1 pseudogene is annotated in these 378 nt (G+C 84.4%); it reads left to right on the top strand.

Annotation, left to right across the window (positions count from 1 at the left end):
* Positions 1-121: 121 nt before the first annotated feature.
* Positions 122-378: pseudogene (locus LCD31_RS25755) on the top strand (hypothetical protein); the annotation flags it as partial.

Consider the following 378-nt stretch of genomic DNA (forward strand, 5'->3'; position numbering starts at 1 on the left):
CCCCCCCGGGCGGGGGGGGGGCCGGGGGGGGGGCGGCGGTATCCCCCCCCCCCCCGGGGGGCCCCCCCCGGGCCCGGGGGGGGGCGGGGGGCGCCCCCGGGGGGGGGCGGGGGCGCGCGGGGTGCCGCGGCTGCTGCCGCTGGTGCTGTGGCCGCTGGTCGACGTGGTCGCGCTGACCGCGGTGGTGCTGGTGCTGGGCGTGCCGGTGCTGCCCGCGGCGCTGTACGTGGTGGCGGTGCTGCTGGCGGTGGGCGTGGACGGCGGGCACCGGGCGCGGATCTGCTTGCGCGTCGGGGACCAGGTGCCGCGGCTGGTGCTGGACGCCGCGGTGCCCGCCGCGCAGCTGCTGCCGTGGACCGGCGCCGGGTGGCTGGTGCC

The sequence above is a fragment of the Saccharopolyspora sp. 6M genome, assembly GCF_020176775.1.
GTDB classification, from domain to species: Bacteria; Actinomycetota; Actinomycetes; order Mycobacteriales; family Pseudonocardiaceae; genus Saccharopolyspora_C; species Saccharopolyspora_C gregorii.